This is a genomic window from Spirosoma aerolatum, assembly GCF_002056795.1.
GTDB lineage: Bacteria > Bacteroidota > Bacteroidia > Cytophagales > Spirosomataceae > Spirosoma > Spirosoma aerolatum.
Genome location: NZ_CP020104.1, coordinates 1,575,793 through 1,599,633 on the forward strand (window position 1 = coordinate 1,575,793; position 23,841 = coordinate 1,599,633).

Genomic DNA, 23,841 nt, shown 5'->3' on the forward strand with positions numbered 1-23,841 from the left:
AGCATGACATGAAATGTCTCACAGAATTCGCAATTTTGGCTCTTCAACTTGATCCTCTCTGATTCATGAATGTTTCTGTACGCTGGGAAGGTGTTTATCCCGCACTTCTGACCCCATTTACAGCTGATGACCAGCTTGATATACCACTCTTCGAGAAAAATCTGCGGGCGCAGCTCGACGCAGGCGTACATGGCTTTGTTATTGGGGGCTCACTGGGCGAGGCCAGTACGCTGCTCAACGACGAAAAAATTGAGTTGCTGACGTCGGCTCTGGCGGTGAGTGCTGGAAACGTGCCCGTACTGGTCAACATTGCCGAACAGGCTACCAAACAGGCAATTGCTCGTGCGCAGGAAGCCGAAAAAGGGGGCGCAGACGGCCTGATGTTGCTACCTCCGATGCGTTACCCCGCCGACTCGCGCGAGACCGTAACCTTCTTTAAAGCGATTGCTCAGGAAACATCGTTGCCTATCATGATCTACAACAATCCGTACGATTATAAGATCATGACAACTGTGGCTATGTTTGAGGAGCTGGCCGTATTACCCAATATCCAGGCAGTTAAAGAATCGACGCGCGATCTGACCAATGTAACCCGGATGCGCAATGCATTTGGCGACCGTTATAAATTGCTGGGTGGTGTCGATACGCTGGCGCTCGAAGCCCTATTGCTCGGTTGTGATGGCTGGGTAGGTGGTCTGGTCGATGCGTTTCCGGTGGAAACAGTGGCTATTTATGAACTGGCTAAAGCGGGACAGATTGCAGAAGCTCTTGAGATTTACCGTTGGTTTATGCCCCTGCTCGAACTGGATATTCACCCAAAGCTGGTCCAGTACATCAAACTGGCGGCTACGGCTACGGGTTTGGGTTCAGAATATGTACGGGCACCCCGGCTGCCACTCATAGGCACCGAACGTGAGCACGTTCAGGAAGTTATTCAGAAAGCACTGGCTAATCGGCCTATTATTAATGTTGAATGATTGAATTGTTGAATACACTGTAAAGTAAACTTCCTAGTGTTTTTCTGTCATTCCGAGGATTCCTCGGGTGAGGGAGAAAACTCTACTCATCCGAAGAACCCTCGTTCCTCGGAATGACAAAAGACTTTTGTTACAGTGGATTGAATAAGCTGGCGCAGGCTTTTTTATTCACCGCGACGGCGGACCGTTCATTTAACAACTCAATTATTCAATCATTATCTCTATGTCCGAATTTCATTTTTTCTGCATCGACGCGCATACCTGTGGTAATCCGGTGCGGGTAGTTACGGGAGGAAGTATTCCCTTTTTACAGGGAGAAAACATGAGTGAGAAACGGCAGCATTTTCTGCGCGAATACGACTGGATTCGTCAGGGGCTTATGTTTGAACCGCGTGGCCACGATATGATGTCAGGTAGTATTCTCTATCCGCCAACCGATCCGGCCAATGATGCGGGTGTGTTGTTTATCGAAACCTCGGGATGCTTGCCAATGTGTGGTCACGGAACGATTGGTACGGTTACCGTAGCCATCGAACAAAACCTCATCAGGCCCAAAACACCGGGTGTGTTGAACCTCGAAGTACCGGCTGGTCTGGTTCGCGCCGAATACAAACAGGAAGGGAAAAAAGTAACGTCGGTAAAGATTACCAACATCAAATCGTATCTGGCTGCCGAACAGTTAACCGTCGAATGCCCGGATTTGGGGACGCTCACGGTTGATGTGGCCTATGGGGGTAATTTTTACGCTATTGTTGATCCGCAACCGAACTTCCCCGGTTTGGAGCACTATAAAGCCGAACAACTCATTGGCTGGGCGCGGGTGATGCGCCAGCGGATGAACGAGCAGTATACCTTCGTTCATCCCGAAAATCCGACCATAAACGGGCTGAGCCACATTCTCTGGACGGGCAAGACGTTAGCAGAAACATCGACGGCCCGGAACGCGGTTTTTTACGGTGATAAAGCCATTGATCGTTCGCCCTGCGGTACAGGAACATCGGCACGTATGGCGCAATGGTACGCGAAAGGACAGCTAAAACCCGGCGATACGTTCATTCATGAGAGTATTATCGGGTCGATTTTCAACGGACGCATCGAAGCCGAAACCGAACTGGCTGGCAAACCGGCCATCGTCCCCAGTATCGAAGGCTGGGCCCGAATCCAAGGATACAACCACCTGATCCTGGACGAAGACGATCCGTATATGCATGGATTTCAGGTAATATGAAATGATTGAATGATAGAGTTGTTGAATGATTGAATAACTATGGATCAACTATTCAGCAATTCTATCATTCAGTCATTCTATCATTCAATCATTGAAAATGGCGCACGTTGGTGTAATCGGAGGAGGAATTATTGGCCTTTGTTCGGCCTATTATCTGCATAAAGCGGGTCATAAAGTAACGCTGTTTGAACAGGCGCATATTGCGAATGGCTGTTCATTTGGCAATGCGGGTATGATTGTACCGAGCCATATTGTGCCGTTGGCTCAACCTGGTATGATTGCCAAAGGATTGCGCTGGATGCTGAAATCGACCAGCCCGTTTTATGTCAAACCCCGGCTCGATGCTGAGCTGCTGCTTTGGGGGTGGCTGTTCTACAAGCATTCTACGCCCGAGCATGTGGAGCGCTCGATTCCGGTTCTGCGCGACCTTAGTTTCCTGAGCAAACGGCTTTATCAGGCCCTGGCTACCCGCGACGGTTTCTCGTTTGGCTGGCAGGAGCGGGGCTTGTTTATGCTGTATAAAACGGTTGCCGCCGAGCATGAAATGGCGGAAGAGGCCGAAATTGCTAACCGGGCGGGTGTAGAAGCCCAACTCCTGAACGGTAAACAGGTGCAGGAGTTAGAACCCCATGTACGGGTAACGGTGCAGGGGGCGGTGTATTATCCCGGCGACGCGCATCTGAACCCCAACGAGCTGATGCTCGCCCTAGTTGACTATTTACGGCAGGAGGGCGTAACCATTCTGGAAAATCATCCGGTTACGGGCTTTGGTACGTCGGGGGCTCGTATAACCACTGTTCATGCGCGGGGCTCGTTTGAGATCGATGAGGTCGTGATTGCGGGTGGAGCCTGGTCACCGGGTATTGCTCAACAATTAGGTTTGTCGTTGCCATTACAAGGTGGGAAAGGATATAGTTTTATGCTCCCTGGTGCCGTGAATGATATTCAGATACCAGCCATCATGCTGGAAGCGCGGGCTACGGCTACACCCATCGGTGGCAATCTGCGTTTTGCGGGTACGCTTGAAGTGGCCGGTACGGATATGAGTGTGAATATGAATCGTGTTCGGGGCATTGCCGAATCCATTAACCAGTATTACCCCGATATTCGAGTGGATATGCCGGTTGCTGATTCCGTTTGGCGTGGCCTAAGGCCCTGTTCGCCCGATGGATTGCCCTACATTGGCCGGACGAAACGCTACGACAATGTGGTGCTGGCAACCGGACATGGCATGATGGGGGTTAGTCTAGGACCTGCAACGGGTAAGCTAGTCAGTGAGTTGATTGACAATTCGCCCCAAAGTATGGAACTCACAGCCTTTAATCCAGATCGTTTTGCCTAATGAGTTGATGGTTTTTACAGCCCTCTACACGTCATGTCATCACTGAAACCTCTACTCCTGATCGTTTTTGCTGTTTGCGTAACCATTACTTTGCCGAAAGCTATTGGCCAACCGGCTTACCTCAAAGCTATCAATCCGCAAACGAGCGATGTACATCATCTATTGACCCAGTACGATGCGGATTATGGAAGTCTAAGCCGTTTTTACACTATAACGGGGTCGCCGGAACGTCGGGAGCGATTTCAGAAACTACACAGCGAATATCTGGACAAACTCCAGAAACTGGATTTCGACCGCATGACGACCGACAGCCGGGTCGATTACCTGCTGTTTCGGCGGAATCTACAGCAGGAACTGTATAAACTGAATCAGGAAGCCGAAGAGCGCTCTGCCATAAAACCGTGGTTTCCCTTTGCCGATTCGATCTATGCCATTGAAAAACTACGTCGGCGGGGGCATGTGCTTAATGCACAGGCGCTGGCTGCTAATCTGAATGCGCTGGGGCCGCAGATAGCGGTTGCTCAGAAAGAAGTCGAGAAAAGTGGTAGGCTGGATCCAGCTTTGGTCCGACGGGCTGAATCGACGGCGCAGGGATTACAACAGGCACTGAAAAGTGTGTACACCTTCTACAACGCCTACGACCCAACCTTTAGCTGGTGGATGGAGAAATCGTACCCGAAAGCCGACAGCCTGTTGAATACTTATGTTCGATTTTTCCAGAAAAAGGCGAAGGAAGCCGCGCCAACGAAAGACGATGGCAGTGGCATTATGGGAGTTGCCGTTGGGCGAACCGAATTACTTCGTCAGCTACAGGTCGAAATGATTCCGTATTCGCCGGAAGAGTTGATCGAGATTGCTAATAAAGAATTTGCCTGGTGCGACCGTGAGTTGCTGAAAGCCTCGCGCGAGATGGGTTTTGGCGATAACTGGAAAGCGGCTCAGGAGAAAGTCAAAAACACCTACGTGCCTGTTGGCAAACAGCCTGAAATGATTTTGGGGTTGTATAACGAATCCATCGCTTTCCTCAAAAACAAAGACCTGATTACAATTCCTCCATTGGCAGAGGAAACCTGGCGCATGAACATGATGTCGCCCGAACGCCAGCGCGTAGCTCCATTTTTTTTGGGGGGTGAACAGTTACTCATTTCCTACCCCACCAGCGACATGTCGCACCCTGATAAATTGATGAGTATGCGCGGAAACAATCCGCATTTTTCCCGCGCTACAGTCCATCACGAACTCATTGCCGGGCATCATTTACAGGGCTTTATGAACAATCGGTATAAGGTATACCGGCAGTTCGACACTCCATTCTGGATTGAAGGCTGGGCCTTGTACTGGGAAATGGTTTTGTGGGATCAGGGGTTTCCACGGTCTCCCGAAGATCGGATCGGGATGTTGTTCTGGCGGATGCACCGTTGCGCCCGCATTATTTTCTCGCTCAATTACCACCTCGGTCAATGGTCGCCCCAGCAGTGTATCGACTTTCTGGTTGATCGGGTAGGGCATGAGCGGGCCAATGCCGAAGGAGAGGTTCGTCGTTCGTTTGTGGGGGGATATCCACACCTATACCAATTGGCGTATATGACGGGCGCGTTCCAGTTCTGGGCGTTGAAAAAAGAGCTGGTCGATAGTGGAAAGATGACCTACAAGCAATACCACGACGCGGTTATGCAGCTTAACTCGATGCCAGTAGAAATGGTACGGGCCATTCTTACTAACCAGAAATTAGATAAAGATTTTAAAACTAATTGGCGATTCTACGCTGTTGAATCAGCAACACGTTGATCGTTTTCTGTTTACCGTTTTCGATATATAGTGGCTGATAAAAACCACCCTTATGCATTAGCCATCGTATACTGTAAACCCTAAAGCACACTTATTTTATCCCATTTGTTATGATGGACTTAACAACGGTTATGCCCTCCACTCCCGAAACATTTCAGGGTATTAATCCCGCTACTGGTCAATTCCTGCCCGGTGATTTTCAGGAAGCAACAGCCGCCGAAGTAGCGCAGGCTTGCGAACGGGCTGCCGAAGCGTTTACCGAATACCGGAAGAAATCAGGCACCGAAAAAGCAAAATTTCTGGAGCAAATTGCTACCGAAATCGAAGCATTAGGTGATGAGTTGCTCAATCGGGCTCAGGCCGAATCAGGCTTGCCACTCGCCCGGCTGACGGGGGAGCGTGGGCGTACAACAGGCCAGCTACGGCTATTTGCCGAATACCTGCGTGAAGGCTCGTGGGTAAATGCCCGTATCGATACGGCCCTGCCCGACCGTCAGCCCCTGCCCCGGCCTGATTTGCGTCAGATGTTGCGTCCACTGGGTCCGGTTGGCGTTTTTGGTGCGAGCAATTTTCCTCTGGCCTTTTCAGTTGCCGGGGGTGATACCGCTTCGGCGCTGGCGGCTGGTTGTCCGGTTGTGGTAAAAGGGCACCCAGCGCATCCGGGTACGTCTCAACTCGTTGGGGATGCCATTAGCCGGGCCGTTGAAGTCTGTGGATTACCTGCCGGAACGTTCTCGCTGGTACAAGGCCGCACAGTAGCCGTTGGCATGGCCATTGTGGAGCATCCTGCCATTAAGGCTATTGGTTTTACTGGATCATGGCGGGGTGGCAAAGCTATATTCGATGCGGCTGCTCGGCGGCATGAACCCATTCCGGTCTATGCTGAAATGGGCAGTACGAATCCGGTTTTCTTCTTGCCTAAACTGTTGAAAGAGAAAGGGAGTACCATTGCTCAGAGCTATGTCGGTTCAGTTACGTTAGGCGTAGGGCAGTTTTGTACCAATCCCGGATTGGCCATTGTGCAACAGTCGCCCGAATCGCAGGCGTTTGTGCAGGAAGCGGGTCGTGTAGTGGCTGGTAGTCAGCCTGCTACTATGCTTACTCAGGGTATTCAACAGGCGTTTACAAACGGGCTGAGTAAGCTGAGTACCACAGAAGGTGTTCAGGTTGTGGCACAGGCGCCAAGTGCTGAAAGTTTTGCCAACGGTACGCCTACGTTATTGGCCACCACGGGCGAAGCGCTGCTGGCCAACCCTGCCATTGCCGAAGAAGTGTTTGGCCCAAGCAGTGTTGTCGTCGAAGCGGGTAGCCGCGATGAGTTGCTAGCGGTAGCAAAAGGCCTTGAAGGACACCTGACCGCCACCGTTTACGGAACCGACGACGAGTTACTGGAGTATGCCGATCTGCTGGAGATTCTGGAACAGAAAGTTGGGCGATTATTGATCAATGGTTTCCCAACGGGTGTTGAAGTAAGCCATGCCATGCAGCATGGTGGTCCTTATCCGGCCACGACTGATTCGCGTTCTACGTCTGTCGGTACGAATGCCATTCTGCGATTTGCGCGTCCGGTTTGTTACCAGAATTTCCCGGATGCCTTACTTCCTGATGAGTTGAAGGCTGCCAATCCATTGCATATCTGGCGGCTGGTGAATGGCAAGTTTACGAATGAGTAGTAATTGGGCCTCTTCCTTCTGAAGGGGTTCAAACGATTTTTTTTGCCATCCCGACGAAGGAGGGATCTTAACATGGTGAATGTTAGAGGATCTTCTTCGTCGGGATGATCTGATTATAGCCAATTATTCAGAAAAGTATAAAAGTCAAAACCGCCATTATGAACCGTTTGCTACGCCTATTAACTGCGATACTGATTAGTCTTACTGGTTTTGGGCAATCTGTTGGTTCATTGGTTAAACCAGAAGCTAATTGGAAACTCGTATGGGCGGATGAATTTGATACACCTGGCCCTCCTAATTCCAAAAATTGGTCCTTTGAAAAGGGTTTCGTTCGGAACCATGAAATTCAGTGGTATCAGCCTGAAAACGCCAGTTGCGAAAATGGCATGCTGATTATTGAAGGGCGACGGGAGCAAAAGCCGAATCCCACCTACCAGCCGAATAGTTCTGACTGGAGGACCAATCGCCCTACTATCGACTATACAGCTGCTAGTCTGCACACGCGAGGGCTGCATAGCTGGCAATACGGCCGCTTCGAAATGCGGGGGCGTATCGACATCAACCCCGGTTTGTGGCCTGCTTTCTGGACATTGGGTGTTGCCGGTGAGTGGCCTTCCAACGGTGAAATCGACATTATGGAGTATTACCGGAGTATGTTGCTGGCGAATGTAGCCTGGGGAACGGCAAAGCGATATACAGCTGAATGGCGGTCGGTAAAAAAGCCGATTAGTACCTTCAACGATCCCGATTGGGCGAAAAAATTCCATATCTGGCGGATGGACTGGGACGAGTCGGCTATTCGACTGTATGTCGATGATGCGTTGCTGAATGAGGTTTCATTAGCGGAAACGATCAATGGGGATGGCACGAAGAGTAATCCCTTTCGCCAGCCGCATTACATCCTGGTGAATCTGGCCATTGGTGGCGATAATGGGGGCGACCCAGCCAATACTCTCTTCCCAACCCGATTTGAAGTTGACTACGTTCGGGTGTATCAGAAACAATAATACGTTTGGTCAGGCACTGCAACTTACTCACTGTTGTTCAATCCTTCAAAACGTTCGGGAGATTGATCGTGGCCAGTAGACCTGGTTTTTAAGGCCTCTAAGGGTAAACCGTACCCCGCCAGTTTCTTTAGGGTACAATAGCTTCCCTACACGCAATGAAATTACGGAAAGGCTTTGCCTGCATAACCGCTATTCTGATCTATAGCTGGGCGACTGCGATCAGTTCAGCACAGAGTTCTCAATCCCAGCCAATCAGAATCGACGTTGACTTACAAGCCGATAAAGGGCCACTGAAACCCATCTGGGCGTGGTTTGGCTACGATGAGCCGAACTATACCTACATGAAAGATGGAAAAAAACTGCTGACGGAAATTTCGCAGTTGAGTAAAGTACCTGTCAATGTACGGGCACATAGCCTGCTGGTTACAGGCGATGGCACAGCCGCTCTGAAATGGGGATCGACCAATGCATACACGGAGGATAAAAAAGGTAATCCCGTCTATGACTGGACCATCGTCGATAAAATATTCGATACGTATATCGAGCGTGGTATGAAACCCATTGCCCAGATCGGATTCATGCCAGAAGCGCTTTCGACCAAACCAAAGCCCTACCGTCATTACTGGAAACCCGGCGATAATTACAACGACATTTACACAGGTTGGGCCTATCCGCCAACCGATTATAAAAAATGGAGTGAACTAGTCTTTCAATGGGTGAAGCATTCCATCGCTCGTTACGGTCAGAAAGAGGTCGAAAGCTGGTATTGGGAATTATGGAATGAACCAAATATCAGCTACTGGAAAGGCACTACGGAGGAATATATCAAGCTCTACGACTACACCGCCGATGCGGTAAAACGGGCTTTACCGACGGCTAAAATGGGCGGCCCTGAGGTGACAGGTCCCGGCAGCGAAGGCTCGCAGAAATTTTTCAAAGCCTTCATGGACCACGTAGTGAGTGGGACCAATTATGTTACCGGCAAAACGGGTTCGCCCATTGATTTTATAACGTTCCATGCGAAGGGAGCACCGAAGTTGGTCAACGGCGTGGTGCAGATGAATATGGGCACTCAACTCCGCGACATTAGCAAAGGGTGTGAGATTGTAGCTTCGTACCCGACCCTGAAACAACTACCGATCATTATTGGCGAATCAGACCCGGAAGGATGTGCCGCCTGCTCGGAAGATTTACACCCGCAGAATGCCTATCGCAACGGAACCATGTACTCCAGTTATACAGCAGCTTCATTTGCCCGCAAATATGACCTGGCCCAATCGCATGGGGTTAATCTGGAAGGAGCGGTTACCTGGGCGTTTGAGTTTGAAGATCAGCCCTGGTTTCGGGGCTTCCGCGATCTGGCCACAAACGGTGTCGATAAGCCCGTTCTGAATGTATTTCGAATGTTTGGCATGATGGGCGGAAACCGGGTATCCGTTTCGGGTGGTTCCGGCTACGATTATGCCCGGATTCGGGATCAGAGTGTGCGGGCCGAGCCCGATATCAATGCCTTAGCCACAAAAGATGCGAAAACGGCTTCGGTACTGGTCTGGCATTACCACGACGATAATGTTCCGGCTCCTGATGCCCCTGTGACCGTGCGATTAAAAGGAGTGCCTGTTCAACGAGTACTGCTTCAACATTATCGCATCGACAAAGAGCGTAGCAACTCATATGAAGCCTGGAAAAAAATGGGTTCGCCTAAAACCCCCACTCCCGAACAAATTGTAGAACTGGAGAAGGCAGGCCAATTGCAACTGCTAACCTCGCCGGAGTGGATCACCGTAAAAAATGGAGAAGCCATTCTCCCATTTTCATTGCCTCGTCAGGGCGTGTCGTTGCTAAAATTATCGTGGGAGTAGTCGTAAAATAGATGTTTTTATTTTCTATACGAGCATTGTAGAAATATGGCCAAATTAGTATCTTGGCCGAAAATAGTTACTTACCATACCCACCATTTATGTCCCCTTCTTCGCTTGCCCATCGCTTGCTGGCAACAATAGTTCTATCATTTTGTCTCAGTTTTTCGGCTGCCTTCGCTCAAAAATCAAAAAACAAAGCGCCTGATCCGGCGCCAGTGGTCAAATTCGGTGTTATCTCTCGTGAGGAGTTTGCTAAAGTTTCAACTGACTCTACTGCCGAAGCGCTCGTGCTCTACGATTTGGGCGAGGTAACGTTTGAGGAAAATCAGGGCGAAGTCTGGCTGGTGTTTACCTGCCATGGCCGGACTAAAATCAATAAAAAGTCTGCATATAATCGGGCAACCGTACAGATCTCTACCCGACGAGGTAGATCTGGGCAGCATGAATACGTTTCGGAGTTTGACGGTTATAGTTATAACCTCGTCGACGGTAACGTGATGATCGACCATTTTCCGAAAACGGCACACTTTTCTGAGAAAGTCTCCGACGATTATTACCTGGAAAAATACACATTACCAAACGTACATGAAGGCTCCATCATCGAATATAAATACACGGTCCGAACGCCCTTTAGTGTTCGGTATACGCCCCGAACCTGGAAGTTTCAACAGGACGTTCCCGTTAACTGGAGCGAATACCGAATTACCATCCCCGATTATTTCTTTTACAAAATCCTTCAGACTGGCTATATCCAGATGGTGGTGAACGAACGTACCACCAAGTCGGTCGATTTGTATCCTGGCCAAAATGGAGCGTCGGCATCAGCCTACCGATTTGCCATGAAAGATATTCCGGCTTTCCGCGACGAAGCCTATATCACTACCGAAGACGATTATATGGCTAAGATCGAGTTTGAACTCGCCAGTTACCAATGGGTCGATTTACGGAAACACGACCTGTCGGTAAGTTGGGCCGACCTCGACCGGACGCTTCTGAACGATGTAGACTTTGGTGGTCAGATTAAACGCGCTCCTTTTTTGCGTGAAACGGCTAAAACCATATTAAGCCAGCATGCCGATACGCTGGGTCGGGTAACAGCAGCTTACGAGTTTATTCGGAAAGCCATAAAATGGGACGGAGTCGGTGGATTTGTTTCTCATGATGATATTAAAAAGGTATTTGAGAACAAAAAAGGGAATTCGGCCGGTATCAACCTGATGCTGGTTGCTCTCCTGCGTGAAATGGACCTCGATGCAAATCCGGTCATTCTGAGTACCCGATCCAATGGCCGCATCAATGAGTCCTATGCGCTGATTCGAAAGTTCAATTACGTCGTCGCCCAGGTTTCAGTTGGTGGTAAAGATATGCTGCTGGATGCTACCGATCCTTTCCTGACACCGGGTATGCTGCCCGTTCATTGCCTGAATGGAACCGGGCGACTGGTGCATTCCTCGGGATCACGCTTTATTTCATTGATGCCCACGGAACGGGAGGTTGATTCCTATACGGGTTCGTTCACCATTAGCGATGATGGAGAGATAACGGGCACATTACGGCAGTCGCAGGTAGGGTATAGTGCGTTGAGGGCTCGCAAATCATTTGCTTCGGAGGGAAAAACAAAATACCTGGAAGGAATTCGGAAACGACGGCCGATCTGGCAAATTGAGAAGGTCGATTTCTCGGGCGCGGATTGGAACAGTAGTGCATTTAATACAGATTATACGTTTTCGATCCCCGATGCCTGTGGACGCGCAGGTGACCGGCTTTACTTACGACCAATGCTGACCGAAGGCCATGGTATTAATCCATTTAAAGAGCCTGAACGGCTTTACCCGGTTGATTTTGGTTATGCTAAAGAAGAAACGTTTGTGGCGACATACACCTTACCGCAAGGCTATCAGATTGAGGAAATGCCTAAACCTGTATTGATGACGTTGCCTGAAAACGCCGGCCGATTTATCTATCAGATAGGCATGAATGCAGAAAATAAGCTTCAGATTATGAGTCGGATCATGCTGCGAAAGCCAATGTATTATGCAGAAGAGTATCCCAACGTTCGGGAACTGTTTAGCCGCATCGTAGCCAAACATGCCGAACCAGTCATTCTTAAACGTGGTCCCGTAGCTGAAAAGAAGTAATTATGAAGCATTTAGTACTACTGGCGCTGTTTGGCCCATCCATTGTCTGGGCGCAAAGTGAATACAAAGCCGATGCTATTCCAGAATCCCTGAAAGAGAATGCACATAGTGTTATTCGGCGGCATGAAACTTCCTTTGCCGTAAAGGCACCCGGAGAGGCAGTACGACGTGTGCATACTGTTGTAACCGTACTCGACAAAGAGGCTGACGACGATGCTACGATTGTGGTTGGATATGATAAACTCTCAAAAGTAACAGAACTGGAAGGTGCCCTTTATGATGCGGACGGTAAACTGATCAAGCGACTGAAAAAATCGGATATTGAGGATTACAGTACGCTCTCTGACTATAATTTCTTTGATGATCAACGGGTTAAGGCGGCAAAGTTCCCTAGGCAACCAACCTATCCTTATACTGTCGAATTTACGGTGGAGACGATGGAACGCAATCTGATGTTTTACCCGACCTGGGTGCCGTTGAAAAAAGAACACGTTGCTCTGGAGCAGGCTTCCTACACCGTTTCCATGCCAGCCAGACTGGCGTTGCGGTATAAAGAAGTGAATATACCCACAGCCGGAACCTCTTCACCGTCGGCCGATGGCGGGAAAACCTACGTCTGGAAACTGACTAATCGACCTGCGCTGGAACTGGAACCATTATCGCCCCCAAGTTGGGAGCAATGGCCGATCGTGTATACCGCTCCAACGGATTTTGAGGTGCAGGGATATAAAGGGAAAGTAACCTCCTGGAGCGATGTGGGGCGGTTCTATTATACCTTGAATACAGGCCGTGATGCCATTCCTGCCGATCTTCGACAGCGTATGCAGGAGTTGACCAAAAACGAAACGACTACGCTAGGTAAAGTTCGGAAGGTTTATTCGTTTCTGCAGGACCAGACTCGGTATGTGAGTATTCAGTTGGGTATTGGCGGCTGGCAGACAATCGAAGCCGACAAGGTAGCCGCCAGTAAATACGGGGATTGTAAGGCCCTTACCAATTTTACGCAGGCATTGTTGAAAAACGTAGGCGTTACGGCTTATCCCGCTCTGGTAAAGGCAGGTGATAACGAACCGGATGCTCAGGTTGATTTTCCGAGCTTTCAGTTCAACCATATTATTCTGTGCGTGCCTGATGGCCGCGATACGCTGTTTCTGGAATGCACCAGTCAGCATGGCCAGCCTGGATATGTTGGTGACTTTACGGGTAATCGGCATGTTCTGCTTATTACGCCCGATGGTGGCCGACTTGTAAAAACCCCCAGTTATAGACCCGCCGATAACCTTCAGCAACGGCGTATTTCGATCTTGCTCACCGAACAGGGCGATGCCACAGCCGATGTCAGAACTCGCTATACAGGTCTTCAGCAAGACGACTACGGACAGGTAATTCATGGTATGAATCGGGACGAACAACGAAGCTGGTTGCTTAAACGTATCCATGTGCCCGCTTTTGACCTGACAGCGTTTTCGTTTTTGGAACAGGCCAATACCGTCCCGGCTGTTACCGAGACGCTCTCGCTGGCGGTTAGAAAATGGGCAACGCCGAGTGGCAATCGACTCTTTCTGCCGCTCAATCTTATGTCGGCCCTATCGTTGGCGACACCGATGCTCCAAACCCGGCAAACGGCTGTTGATCTAGGGACTAATTATGACTTTGAGGATAGCGATACTATTACCTACCGAATTCCGAAAGGCTATACACCCGAATTTGCCATTAAGCCTGTGGCTGTGGACTCTAAATTTGGCCAGTATACGGCGCAGGTAGATGTAGAGGGTGACCGGATCACGTATGTGCGTCATATAACTATGCATGGGGGGCGTTTTCCCGCTTCTGCTTATACCGAATGGGTCGACTTTCGGAAAAAAGTGGCCAAAGCTGACCGAATGCAGATGGTGTTTGTTAAGAATAATTAAACCAAACACTTTCCCCCCTGTCGAACGTTTACATCAAAAGGACGACAACCATCAAATTATGAAAAAAGTACTTATTCTGGCCTTAGTGGCTTTATCCATTTTGTTTTACCGTTGTAGCGTTAATCAGCAAATTGCCCAGGCAAAGGCGCTGGGCGATTGTCGATATACCATTGCATCAGCCGATAGTGTGTATCTGGCCGGTACCGATGTTCGGGAGTTCCGCAATATCGAAAATATGGATGTAACCCGGTTTCCCCGGCTGGCTGCGGGTTTGCTGACCCGCAACATACCTCTGGATGCACGTATCAATCTTGATATAACCAACCCGACGGGTAAACTGGCAGGTATTAACCAATTGGAATATAAAGTTTTGTTGACTGGGCAAGAGTTGTTTAACGGTTTTTTAAATCAACGGATAGAAGTGCAGCCTGGTGGCAGAACCCGCGTGCCTGTTCGATTGAGCGCCAATGCCTACCAGCTTATTTCGGACTCGAAAACACGTGATGCGTTTACCCAACTGGTCAGAAACTTGTCGGGCGCTGCTAATACGCAACCGTCAAAACTGACGATCCGGATTAAACCGACGCTGGCGCTTGGTAACAAAGCCATCAATTACCCTGGCTATATTACGATCGATCAGGAAGTGACGAATAAAATCTTGTCTGGTAATTAGTTTGTACTGGACCAATTTCAGATGCAATTGCCAGCCTGAGTAGTACATCTGAACGTACGAAGAGTACTATGTAAGCGGTCTATTTCGTGCCCCGACTTTAGTTGGGGCATTTGTTTATTGCCTGTTTTGACGTAAACTTTGTGAGTCTGATTAATACCTTTTCAAATGCGCTACCTTGCAACAACCCTTCTGCTTTTTAGCTCGATGCTCTCGAGTTTTGCCCAATCTATTCAACTTACGCATAACGAAGGCCAGAAACGCGTTGATGTTACCGTTGATGGTAAACCCTTCACTGCTTATATCTATCCCGGCCCAACGGTTCTGAAAAAGCCTGTACTCTATCCGATTCGGTCGGCAGGGGGCAATTTTATTACGCGTGGCTGGCCTCTCGATCCTCGTCCAGGTGAGCGGATTGACCACCCACACCATGTAGGTATGTGGTTTAACTATGGTGATGTAAATGGACACGACTTTTGGAACAATTCGATTCAGGTCGGACCAGACCACAAAGGACCATTCGGGACCATCGTGCATACGGGGATCAAGTCGATGAAAAATGGCAAAGGGCAGGCTGAACTGGTGGTAACCGCCGACTGGCTCGACAAAGATGGTAAGGTAATGCTTCAGGAGACCACAACCTACGCGTTTAAAGCAACAGCCAGCAACCGTACTATTGAGCGAATCGCTACCTTGAAAGCGGCCGATAAAGACGTGTTGTTCAAGGATAATAAAGAAGGTATGATTGCCTTACGAATGGCTCATCAGCTTGAGCAGCCCGCCACCAAACCCGAAGTATTCACAGATGCCCAGGGCGTAGAGACCAAAGTGCCTGTAATGAATAACGAAGGAGTTACGGGACTTTATCATAGCGCCGAAGGCGTTGAAGGCGATGCCGTATGGGGTACACGTGCACCTTGGGTGAAACTGACAGGAACGATCAATGGAGAAGACCTATCGGTTGTTATGCTGGATAATCCTAAAAACGTAGGTTATCCAACCTACTGGCATGCAAGGGGTTATGGCCTATTTGCCGCCAATCCATTAGGGGCAGCGGTGATGAGTAGCGGTAAGGCTCCCGCCATGAACTATACACTTCCAGCGGGTAAATCGGTTACATTTCGGTACAAACTGTTAATTCAATCTGGTCAGCTTTCCGATAGTGCGTTAAGTCAATTAGTTAAATAGTTTATGGAATTGGTAAATTGTTAACTAGATATAGTCTGGTGTTGGCATGTTATTTGTGGGTCATCGAAACTGGTACACTTAATCGTACTGGTTTTATGGCCCACATCTCTTTTTTTTCCATTCAACGTTTTTGCTGCCTGATTGGGGCAGCCCTTTTGCTGGTTCCGGTATTTCTTTTCGCTCAGATTCGAACTAGTACGCCTGGTAGTGGCACCTCGCCTTCACTTCGCTCAGGAACCGACGGACTCTTGACCATCGAAAACTCGCAGATTCGAGTGGGTATTAACACCAATGCGGGAGGAGCCATTACACACCTGACTTTCCTGGATGATCATGGGGGCAAGGTTGGTACCCGTAATATGGTCAGCAATCCGGATTTAGGTCGCCAAATTCAGATTGGCATGTATGGTGGCCCACTTAATTATTCCGAAAATGGTAATGGTGCCTGGACCGGATTGGGCTGGAACCCAATTCAGGCGGGTGATGTATATGGAAACCCTGCCCAGGTGGTGGCTGTTGCCAAACAAGAGAATTTGTTATATGCCAAAACAATTCCCAAACAGTTTGCTTTCAATAATCAACCCGGTGAGGCTACAATTGAGCACTGGGTTCGATTGGATGGTAATGTGGTAAAGGTGCATGTGAAGGTAACGATGGCTCGATCTGACAAAACTCAGTACGAGTCGCGTCAACAGGAGTTTCCATGCGTATATCTGACTGGCGATTATCACAATATGTGGTATTACTCAGGCAAAACGCCCTTTACAAACGGTGATCTGACGCTCTCGCGTATCCAGCCGCCAGCAACATCTATGTTTGGTGACGTATTTCCGACGGAGCCTTGGATGGCCTCGACCAATGATAATGGATATGGTGTAGGTTTGTACCTGGTAGGGAATAACTATGAATGGAAAAGAGGATATTTCGGCGCAGATTTAGGCGGTGATGAATTTAGCACCGTTGCATCGTACATTGCTGCTACGCCCCGGATTGTCCTCGATTATAACTTGGTTCATGAATGGGATTATGAATTGATTTTAGGCCATTTAAGCGAGATACGGTCCCGCGTATATAGCAGACCGAAATCAAAACCTGGCCCTAACTATGTATTCGATAATTCACGCAAAGGGTGGACATTGGGGCAAGCACAGGATACGGGCTGGCCTATTTCTGGAAAGCTGCATGTATTTTGGGATGATGCTGTAAATGCCAAAATTATATCACCCTTTGTCTTTTGGAAAGGAAGTGACAATCCCAAAATATACGTACGAGCAGCTTTTCAAACGCCGAATACGAAGCTGCGATTGAAATGGCGACGAACTGACGACCAGGTTATGTATGGTACGGGTGATCGTTACATGGATTTCCCCATCAAAAATGATGGTCAGTATCATACCTATGAGCTTGACTTAAGTCAAAATCATAATTGGCTGGATTACACAATTGGTCAGATCGAATTCGTTTTAGTATCTGATGGCCCGACGCCTGGCGCGTGGTCGGAGTTTGCCTGGATTGCTACCAGTCCAGATGGGCCATCACCAGAGGTGCCGGGTGAAGAGTTTCTGGTAGGTACGCCTGGGGCCGCCCCCTGTGAGCCAGATTGTATAACTGTTGATGTGCAGAAATTACAATTTGTTCGTTCGAACCGGAAGCGATAAGTTTATTTAGATACAGCAATGCCATTGTCGGCGAGCCTGTCTTTCGGCGTCGACAATGGCATTGTTGTGTTTATGTTGATTGAACAACTTAGTTTAAATGGACTAATGCTGATCGGTAGACACGTCCGTCCAGTGATTTTAAACAGGAACGCAGATTCGGATTTTCGTTGGAAGCGCGGCCCAGTTCGTTGTCTATCTGGCGAAGTAAAAAGAATAACTGGTGAACATGCTCCCATTGAGCTGCCAATCGGCTGTTTTTCGGTGGTTGCAAACCAGTTTGGCGGGCTGCCTGCGTAAGTTGACGTAAGCTCATTTTCAGATGATACCGAAGGATAATTAGCCGACTAGCCATAGGAAGCTCCTTAGGGTCGCGCTCCATATGCGAAATACTTTTCGCCAACACATTATTCCGTTGTTGAAGTTGATCGCAGACGAGCATCCAGGCATGTTCGGCCTGTAGGGATTCATAAGAGATAGTTTGCATAAAAGTCAGCACAGTACGGTTTACAAACAAATATACTAATACGCAATCTATTCTGATAGTAAAATCATATGTTGGGCAAATTTTAATTTATAGAATCAGCAACTGGCCGATTATTTTTTATTTCCCGAATTGGATAAAGAGATTTATACCCGATTGATGAGTGAATTTTATGGAAGCCAGAGGGTTGCAGAAGTTACTGGAAACCATTTAACTTCGCTCTGAAGCGGTGGATCTCCTTCGTAAACTGACTGCTGCTTTTACTTATGGACCCTACCTACCGCACACTAATTGTTTGTACGAATCATACAGACTTTCCAACCAAATCTTATAAGACCGGATTATGGTTGAGTGAGGCTACGCATTTTTACGATGAACTGGCAGATCGAAACTTACCTTACGACTTCGCCAGCCCGAACGGTGGGGCTATACCGCTTGATGAAAAAAGCATAGATCGCCGGGATACTATCAATGAAAAATGGTATCATAACCCGGCATTCCGATCAAAATTAGAGAACTCACTTCGCCTGGACGAGATTGACCCAGCCAGGTATCAGATCATCTACTTCGCAGGGGGGCACGGAACGATGTGGGATTTTCCGAATAATGAGGCTATTCAGCGTATAACCCGGCAGATTTACGAACATGGAGGGATGGTAGCTGCCGTTTGCCATGGTGTAAGTGCGCTGCTTAATGTTAAGTTGTCGGATGGAAGCTTTCTCCTCGACAAGCGGCAGGTAACGGGCTTTTCTAATATGGAAGAGAAATTGGTCCGGCTGGATGAAGAAGTCCCTTTTTTACTGGAAGATGCTTTACGACAGAAAAACGCCCTGTATAGCAAGAGCTTGATTCCATTTGTACCCTACATTGAGGTTGATGATCGGCTTGTTACTGGACAAAATCCACTATCGGCTCGCAAAGTAGGGCGGAAAGTGCTGGAAGAAATGTATGAAAAGTGACCTGCGAGGTTACCATCTGTTCAGGTGTTGATAACAGGCTTTTGATGGCGTAGGAAGGAAACTATTGCGTTGATTGAGGATTAGAATCATCTATCTTTTTACCAATATAAAGCTTTTGGAGTCCATATGGGAGCCATGTATTCACAGGTAATTCCTGGAAGAGAGTAAAGCCGGGTAGTACACTCGCTGCCAGTACATATTTATCGTTATGTACCCACCAGAAGCTTTTATCGGAGCTGACTTTGTAGGATGAATTATACAGGTGCCAGCCATTAAATTCAAATCCGCCATCAATATCCGTTAATTTAACCCCTTGTTTGAGTAGGTTATTAAGGGATTGCCAACGGACACGATTCCAGGCCAGGTAGTCGTGGGTAGTACAGATGTTATAGACAAAACTGATAAAGAATAAGCTTATCGATAAGTAAAGAGGTAGTGATAGGATAGGGGCTTGTTTTGTCTGAATGGTATCTGTGCGAGCTATATAAATCAGAATGAGCAATAAAGCCGGAATAGGAAGCAGGTACCGATCAAAAAGCCCCTGTAAACTCATCGGCAAATAATAGATCGCAGTAACAGAGAGGAATAGAATTCCAATGGACCGTTGTAGTGCGGAGATAGGCCGATAGGATAAATAACGAATGATCTTAATTAAGAAGAAAAGAACGCCAACACTGCCTAAGATACTGCCTATTGTTATAAGACCCATAGCAATATGCAGAAAACCAGGTGTCGGTAAGGTATACATCCGATAAAACATATCTCGTATGAGCATTGGCCCCAAGCCGAAAGCATTGAGTATATTCCACCAGATAGGCATGAGCATACCCTGGAAAAAGTAAAACCAAAGCCCAATAACTATACCGATTAAGCAGATGAGTTGTAGTAGATTTTTCCGTAGACTCGCTAAGCTCCCTTTGGTAAGTAGCAGTAAAAAGTAAGGAGCCATAAACACTCCGGTATACATCACAGCCACAAACGAGTTGTTGAAAAAATCATGGACAAGCGGCCGTTCATAAAAACTTTTACTAAAGAAATTGTTGGCCTGTACATTGTAGGCGATTAATTCAGGCATCATATAGTCAAGCCATCGCTGGTAAAGCAACTGAATGGCTAAGCCTGCCGCTATACTAATGGCGCCAATGGATATTGCTTTCCAGTTCATGCCCTTTCGAGCCACATAGGCAAAGCTGAAACCTACAAATAAGCTGATACCTAATTGGCGAACCAGAAGCGCGAGGGCCGCAAGAAATATGCCTATCAATAGAGTCAAAAACTTATCTTCCCGCAATCCAGCAACCATATAGGACAGTGACCAAACCATCAGTGTATAAAAGGGTATATCGGTCATAAATGAAGCTGATAAACCTAGGTACATGGGGTTGGCCAGCATTAATAAAGTACCAATGAAGGCATAACGGCTATCGTCCGTTACTTTATAGATAAGCCGATGTGTGCCCCACAAGCCGAACAAGCCTGCTGCCAGGGTTGAAATGCGGAGAGCGGTAAAGGAAAAGCCAAATGGAAGGCAGAATAAAGTTCCCCAGATGATCTGAACCACTAGGTTCGTACTAGTCCAGGGGGACATAAAAAATTTATGCTTTTCGACTAAAGATTGTACTGATTGAGCATACGCCCAGTCGTCGTTGAAAGGAAATTCGCCATAAGGATTAATAACTGTTGCTGAAATAATCCAGATAAATGATATAAAAAGAAGTTGGTTTTTTTGGGTGGAAAAATAAGCGTAAACGTGTTCCATAAGCAATTTGAACGGGTGGTAACAAAGAAGCAATCGAGCTAAAAGTGTCTATTTGTATTTCGCCTTACAAAGGTATAATTTCTATAAACCATTGGTTATTATTCCACTAGGGTGAACATAGGAAATAGTTATGAAAATAGTTTAATTGATAGCAATAAATACATCACCCCCTGATGAATACAGCTAGCTCATCAGGGGGTGGTAATGATAAAAAACAGTAGCGTTAGTATGTTACCTAGGGCTGGGCTTTCGGATTTAGATATATTAGGTCTAAACCAATTAGGCCTGAATAAAAACGATTAGGTATTATACAACGGCTTGGGGAAACACATCTCGTAGTAGCTTTAGCTCCTGATCTTTTTCGGAAACTATTGGATTCTTGATACCCCAGTCAATATTCAGGTCGGGATCGTTCCAGATAATTCCTGATTCAGAAGCTTTGTTGTACACATTTGTACATTTATAGCTGAATATACTATCTTCCAATGCTACAAAGCCATGCGCAAAACCTTCAGGAATGTAGGCCATATTGGCTAGTTTGGCATCCAGCAGAAATGTTTCGTATTGGCCAAAGGTTGGGGAGTCTGGCCGTAGATCGACCGCGATGTCCAGCACTTGCCCAGTAATAACCCGTACTAGTTTTCCCTGGGCAAACGGTTCGTTTTGCATATGCAAACCCCGCAAAACTCCCTTAACGGAAAACGACTGGTTGTCCTGTACGAATTCCATAGGTAGCCCCAGCGATGCAAATAGAGGTTTATTATAGGATTCGAAAAAATGGCCACGTTCATCTTCAAAAATACGTGGAATCAATTCGATAAGACCCTCAATGGCCGTTTGGCGGACTTGCATGGTAGCAATTTGTTTCGTAGGCAATACGTTATCTTACAGGCAAATTTATGAAACTGGCTTGGTAAGTTGTACTTTTGAACCGAATCATTTTTAAGTGGTGATTCTTCGATTCAGCATGACGTACTCCGAATTAAGTAGCCAGATCTTTCAAAAACAGTCTTATCTCTGTGTTGGTCTAGATACCGATCCCCGAAAAATTCCTACTCATTTACTGACCGAAAAAGACCCGGTTTTGGCATTTAATAAAGCAATCATTGATGCAACTGCCGATTTCGCTGTGGCTTACAAGCCTAATATCGCTTTTTATGAAGCCCAGGGGCCGCGTGGATGGGAAAGCCTTCAACGAACACTTGAGTGTATTCCTGCCGATTGTTTTACAATTGCAGATGCTAAACGGGGTGATATTGGTAATACATCAGATCTATATGCCCGTACATTTTTCGAGCCAACGGCGGCTGGATTATCGTTCGACTCGGTAACTGTGGCTCCCTACATGGGGCATGATTCAGTAACGCCTTTTCTGGCTTACGAAGGGAAATGGGTCATTTTGCTGGCATTGACATCAAATCCTGGTAGTGCCGATTTTCAACGACAGGCTGTGGACGATCAGGCGCTCTTTGAAACCATTATTGAAACGGCCCAAACCTGGGCAGGGCCTGATAAGCTCATGTTTGTAGTAGGTGCTACTCAGGCTAAAGAATTGGGACGAATCCGGGCGTTAGCGCCAAAAAACTTTTTGCTGGTCCCGGGTGTAGGTGCACAAGGTGGCTCACTGGCCGATGTGTCCAGATATGGGCTTACGGCCGATGGTGGGTTATTGGTTAATGCATCAAGAAGTATATTATATGCCTCTACAGGTACTGACTTTACTCAGCAGGCTCGTGCGGAGGCTAAACGTATGCAACAGGAGATGAAAAGATATTTGGGAGAAATGTAAAAGCAATACGGATTAGTGTTTCGTAAGCCGGGGTAATGTATTTGGTTTTCTGCTTATACATGCAGATAATTGTACATTATACACCGTTTGTTATACATTACGCCTGTGCTGGAATCGTTTCTCTATTTTATCTGGCAATACCAGTACTTTTCGCCAACAAATCTTACAACAACCGAGGGAGAATCCATACAGGTCATCAACCCTGGTTTTCGAAACCATAATGCCGGGCCTGATTTTACGAATGCTCGTTTGCTAATCAACGATGTCGAGTGGGTAGGAACCGTAGAGATGCATACGCAGGCATCGGATTGGCTGGTTCATAAGCATCAATATGACCGGGCCTATGACAATGTGATTCTCCATGTGGTTTGGCAGGATGATACGTCGGTCACCGGTCGTCGAGTTGACCGGACGAATGGAACCGCGCTGCCAACGCTTGAGCTACACCATCGTACCGACCCTTTACTGCTTGAGCGATACCACCTGCTCACAACATCGGCCGACGCCATTCCCTGTGCAGGTCAATTCCGTTCTGTATCACCACTTCGCATAACGTCTATGCTGGATAAGACGATGCTGCAACGGCTTGAGCGCAAGGCTGTTATTGTACGTGATTTAGTTGATGGTACAGGTGGAGATTGGGAGGAAACGGTTTATCGATTGCTGGCTATTACGATGGGATTCAAGATAAATGCTGAGCCTATGGCGCAGCTCAGTCGGGCCGTACCGTTGAAAGCTTTGTTAAAACATCGTGATAATCTTATCCAGGTTGAAGCGTTATTGTTTGGTACAGCCGGTTTACTGGATGGGAAGGTAAAAGAACAGGATAGGTATATAGATACTCTGGAGCGTGAGTATCGGTTTCTGGCGGCTAAATATGGTGTCGTGGATAAGCAGATGCCAGCGCATATATGGAAGTGGGGGAGGTTGCGCCCTGCCAATTTCCCGACTCTTCGTGTTGCCCAGTTAGCCTGCCTGATTACGCGGAATGCCAGCTTGTTTTCCTTATTTGCCGGGGCCACCGATGCCAAACTACTTGTGGAGGCTTTGCAGATAACGCCATCTGCGTATTGGCAATCACATTATCGATTTGGAAAAGCATCGGAAAAGACGGTTCCAACACTGGGAGAATCGTCAGCTATTGGCATTATTGTCAACGCTGTGGTTCCATTGCTGGCGGCATATGCGCACCACCGGGGAGAGCCCGCTTATATTGATCGGGCTATCAGCTTATTGGAACAATTGCCTGCCGAAAAAAACCGTCTGACCGAAGGTTGGGATACGCTCGGATTGGGTATCCATACAGCGTTCGACTCGCAGGCGGCTATTGAACTCTATAATGAGTTTTGTTCTGTAAAAAAGTGCTTAAGCTGCCAGATAGGAGCAGCCCTATTAAAGTAATGTATGCT

Annotated in this window: 18 protein-coding genes; 15 read left to right on the forward strand and 3 right to left on the reverse strand. The window is 47.7% G+C overall.

Annotated features, from left to right (window positions below):
- Positions 1-65: 65 nt before the first annotated feature.
- The 12 genes from B5M13_RS06420 (at position 66) to B5M13_RS06475 (ending at position 17,444) form a co-directional block, all read left to right on the forward strand.
- Entirely contained in the window at positions 66-977 is a 912-nt protein-coding gene (locus tag B5M13_RS06420) for a dihydrodipicolinate synthase family protein (RefSeq protein WP_080054890.1), read from the forward strand.
- 223 nt (positions 978-1,200) lie between these two features.
- Complete coding sequence (locus tag B5M13_RS06425; protein WP_080054891.1) at positions 1,201-2,205, forward strand: 4-hydroxyproline epimerase; 1,005 nt, start codon at positions 1,201-1,203, stop codon at positions 2,203-2,205.
- A gap of 97 nt (positions 2,206-2,302) precedes the next feature.
- Positions 2,303-3,547 carry an NAD(P)/FAD-dependent oxidoreductase gene (locus B5M13_RS06430; protein ID WP_080054892.1) on the forward strand — a complete coding sequence of 415 codons (1,245 nt, stop codon included), beginning with the start codon at positions 2,303-2,305 and terminating at the stop codon, positions 3,545-3,547.
- Positions 3,548-3,580: 33 nt separating this feature from the next.
- Positions 3,581-5,335, forward strand: coding sequence for a DUF885 family protein (locus B5M13_RS06435; protein ID WP_080054893.1), 1,755 nt, complete (start codon positions 3,581-3,583; stop codon positions 5,333-5,335).
- A 110-nt stretch (positions 5,336-5,445) separates the two neighbouring features.
- The gene (locus B5M13_RS06440; protein WP_080054894.1) at positions 5,446-7,008 is read left to right on the forward strand and encodes an aldehyde dehydrogenase (NADP(+)); all 1,563 of its coding nucleotides are present in this window, start codon (positions 5,446-5,448) and stop codon (positions 7,006-7,008) included.
- 158 nt (positions 7,009-7,166) lie between these two features.
- Positions 7,167-8,015, forward strand: coding sequence for a glycoside hydrolase family 16 protein (locus B5M13_RS06445; protein ID WP_080054895.1), 849 nt, complete (start codon positions 7,167-7,169; stop codon positions 8,013-8,015).
- 155 nt (positions 8,016-8,170) lie between these two features.
- A complete protein-coding gene (locus B5M13_RS06450) occupies positions 8,171-9,877 on the forward strand; it encodes a GH39 family glycosyl hydrolase (protein ID WP_080054896.1) in 1,707 nt (568 codons plus the stop codon).
- A 98-nt stretch (positions 9,878-9,975) separates the two neighbouring features.
- Entirely contained in the window at positions 9,976-12,015 is a 2,040-nt protein-coding gene (locus B5M13_RS06455) for a DUF3857 domain-containing protein (protein ID WP_080054897.1), read from the forward strand.
- 2 nt (positions 12,016-12,017) lie between these two features.
- Entirely contained in the window at positions 12,018-13,928 is a 1,911-nt protein-coding gene (locus tag B5M13_RS06460) for a DUF3857 domain-containing protein (RefSeq protein WP_080054898.1), read from the forward strand.
- Positions 13,929-13,986: 58 nt separating this feature from the next.
- Complete coding sequence (locus tag B5M13_RS06465) at positions 13,987-14,601, forward strand: hypothetical protein (RefSeq protein WP_080054899.1); 615 nt, start codon at positions 13,987-13,989, stop codon at positions 14,599-14,601.
- Positions 14,602-14,766: 165 nt separating this feature from the next.
- Positions 14,767-15,786, forward strand: coding sequence for a DUF6807 domain-containing protein (locus B5M13_RS06470; RefSeq protein ID WP_080054900.1), 1,020 nt, complete (start codon positions 14,767-14,769; stop codon positions 15,784-15,786).
- A 95-nt stretch (positions 15,787-15,881) separates the two neighbouring features.
- Positions 15,882-17,444, forward strand: coding sequence for a hypothetical protein (locus B5M13_RS06475; RefSeq protein ID WP_080054901.1), 1,563 nt, complete (start codon positions 15,882-15,884; stop codon positions 17,442-17,444).
- Between the two features lie 88 nt (positions 17,445-17,532).
- On the opposite strand, the gene B5M13_RS06480 is transcribed toward B5M13_RS06475, so the two are convergent.
- Positions 17,533-17,928, reverse strand: coding sequence for a hypothetical protein (locus B5M13_RS06480; RefSeq protein WP_080054902.1), 396 nt, complete (start codon positions 17,926-17,928; stop codon positions 17,533-17,535).
- Between the two features lie 263 nt (positions 17,929-18,191).
- On the opposite strand from B5M13_RS06480, the gene B5M13_RS06485 reads away from it, so the two are divergent.
- Positions 18,192-18,884, forward strand: a complete 693-nt coding sequence (locus B5M13_RS06485) for a type 1 glutamine amidotransferase domain-containing protein (RefSeq protein ID WP_080054903.1) — start codon at positions 18,192-18,194, stop codon at positions 18,882-18,884.
- A gap of 61 nt (positions 18,885-18,945) precedes the next feature.
- Here B5M13_RS06485 and B5M13_RS06490 read toward each other — a convergent pair whose 3' ends face one another.
- Both B5M13_RS06490 and rfbC read right to left on the reverse strand, forming a co-directional pair.
- A complete protein-coding gene (locus tag B5M13_RS06490; RefSeq protein WP_080054904.1) occupies positions 18,946-20,643 on the reverse strand; it encodes an ArnT family glycosyltransferase in 1,698 nt (565 codons plus the stop codon).
- A 306-nt stretch (positions 20,644-20,949) separates the two neighbouring features.
- The gene (gene rfbC / locus B5M13_RS06495; RefSeq protein WP_080054905.1) at positions 20,950-21,495 is read right to left on the reverse strand and encodes a dTDP-4-dehydrorhamnose 3,5-epimerase; all 546 of its coding nucleotides are present in this window, start codon (positions 21,493-21,495) and stop codon (positions 20,950-20,952) included.
- A 115-nt stretch (positions 21,496-21,610) separates the two neighbouring features.
- On the opposite strand from rfbC, the gene pyrF reads away from it, so the two are divergent.
- The gene (gene pyrF, locus B5M13_RS06500) at positions 21,611-22,432 is read left to right on the forward strand and encodes an orotidine-5'-phosphate decarboxylase (protein WP_080054906.1); all 822 of its coding nucleotides are present in this window, start codon (positions 21,611-21,613) and stop codon (positions 22,430-22,432) included.
- A gap of 105 nt (positions 22,433-22,537) precedes the next feature.
- A complete protein-coding gene (locus tag B5M13_RS06505; RefSeq protein WP_080059824.1) occupies positions 22,538-23,833 on the forward strand; it encodes a DUF2851 family protein in 1,296 nt (431 codons plus the stop codon).
- Positions 23,834-23,841: the final 8 nt, after the last annotated feature.

Bases quoted from the DNA above. Each gene is read 5' to 3' on its own strand.
- B5M13_RS06420 (WP_080054890.1), top strand. From the start codon at position 66: ATGAATGTTTCTGTACGCTGGGAAGGTGTTTATCCCGCACTTCTGACC.
- B5M13_RS06425 (WP_080054891.1), top strand. From the start codon at position 1,201: ATGTCCGAATTTCATTTTTTCTGCATCGACGCGCATACCTGTGGTAAT.
- B5M13_RS06430 (WP_080054892.1), top strand. From the start codon at position 2,303: ATGGCGCACGTTGGTGTAATCGGAGGAGGAATTATTGGCCTTTGTTCG.
- B5M13_RS06435 (WP_080054893.1), top strand. From the start codon at position 3,581: ATGTCATCACTGAAACCTCTACTCCTGATCGTTTTTGCTGTTTGCGTA.
- B5M13_RS06440 (WP_080054894.1), top strand. From the start codon at position 5,446: ATGATGGACTTAACAACGGTTATGCCCTCCACTCCCGAAACATTTCAG.
- B5M13_RS06445 (WP_080054895.1), top strand. From the start codon at position 7,167: ATGAACCGTTTGCTACGCCTATTAACTGCGATACTGATTAGTCTTACT.
- B5M13_RS06450 (WP_080054896.1), top strand. From the start codon at position 8,171: ATGAAATTACGGAAAGGCTTTGCCTGCATAACCGCTATTCTGATCTAT.
- B5M13_RS06455 (WP_080054897.1), top strand. From the start codon at position 9,976: ATGTCCCCTTCTTCGCTTGCCCATCGCTTGCTGGCAACAATAGTTCTA.
- B5M13_RS06460 (WP_080054898.1), top strand. From the start codon at position 12,018: ATGAAGCATTTAGTACTACTGGCGCTGTTTGGCCCATCCATTGTCTGG.
- B5M13_RS06465 (WP_080054899.1), top strand. From the start codon at position 13,987: ATGAAAAAAGTACTTATTCTGGCCTTAGTGGCTTTATCCATTTTGTTT.
- B5M13_RS06470 (WP_080054900.1), top strand. From the start codon at position 14,767: ATGCGCTACCTTGCAACAACCCTTCTGCTTTTTAGCTCGATGCTCTCG.
- B5M13_RS06475 (WP_080054901.1), top strand. From the start codon at position 15,882: ATGGCCCACATCTCTTTTTTTTCCATTCAACGTTTTTGCTGCCTGATT.
- B5M13_RS06480 (WP_080054902.1), bottom strand. From the start codon at position 17,928: ATGCAAACTATCTCTTATGAATCCCTACAGGCCGAACATGCCTGGATG.
- B5M13_RS06485 (WP_080054903.1), top strand. From the start codon at position 18,192: ATGGACCCTACCTACCGCACACTAATTGTTTGTACGAATCATACAGAC.
- B5M13_RS06490 (WP_080054904.1), bottom strand. From the start codon at position 20,643: ATGGAACACGTTTACGCTTATTTTTCCACCCAAAAAAACCAACTTCTT.
- rfbC (WP_080054905.1), bottom strand. From the start codon at position 21,495: ATGCAAGTCCGCCAAACGGCCATTGAGGGTCTTATCGAATTGATTCCA.
- pyrF (WP_080054906.1), top strand. From the start codon at position 21,611: ATGACGTACTCCGAATTAAGTAGCCAGATCTTTCAAAAACAGTCTTAT.